The sequence below is a fragment of the Actinacidiphila cocklensis genome (assembly GCF_907177275.1).
Classification (GTDB): Bacteria; Actinomycetota; Actinomycetes; order Streptomycetales; family Streptomycetaceae; genus Actinacidiphila; species Actinacidiphila cocklensis.
Genome location: NZ_CAJSLV010000034.1, coordinates 1 through 604 on the forward strand (window position 1 = coordinate 1; position 604 = coordinate 604).

A 604-nucleotide genomic window follows, 5' to 3' on the forward strand; every position below is an offset into this window, starting at 1 on the left:
GTGTGTGCGTTGGGGTATGACCTCGTATGGTCGGGCTCCGGCAGGGGTTACTTTTGGTGATCTTGCTTGATGTGGGTCAGAGGGGCAGTCGGTCGGGGAAGGCGAGCATGAAGTGGTTCATGGCGCGGTTCCAGCCGAGGGTTCCGGTGCCCCGGACGCGGCCGGGCGGGATGGGGCCGTCGCCGTCGATGTGCCGGCCCTCGATGCGGCGGATGCCGAGGTAGAGGAGCTTGATCGCGGCGTCGTCACCGGGGAAGTGCCCGCGGTTCTTGAGGACCTTCCTCAGCTGGAAGTTCATGCTCTCGATGGCGTTGGTCGTGTAGATCACCCGCCTGATCTCGCGGTCGAATGCCAGGAAGGGTATGAACTGTTCCCAGGCGCGTTCCCACGCGGAGATCACGCCTGGAGCGCTCTTGCCGAACTCGGACCGCAGTTCGTCCAGGGCGGTGAGGGCCTCGGACTCGGTGGCCGCGGTGTAGATCGGCTTGAGCATCGCGGCGACTTTCTTGCGGTCGGTGTAGCTGACGTATTTCATCGAGGACCGGATCAGGTGCGTGACACACGTTTGGACCAGGGCCTCCTCCCAGACGGTGTTGATCGCCTC

General features: G+C 64.1%; 1 protein-coding gene. It reads right to left on the minus strand.

Translation table 11 applies throughout. From position 1 onward, the window contains the following. Positions 1–76: 76 nt before the first annotated feature. Positions 77–604 (minus strand): transposase (locus NFU81_RS04940; RefSeq protein ID WP_422665145.1); only part of this gene is annotated, 528 nt, incomplete at its 5' end.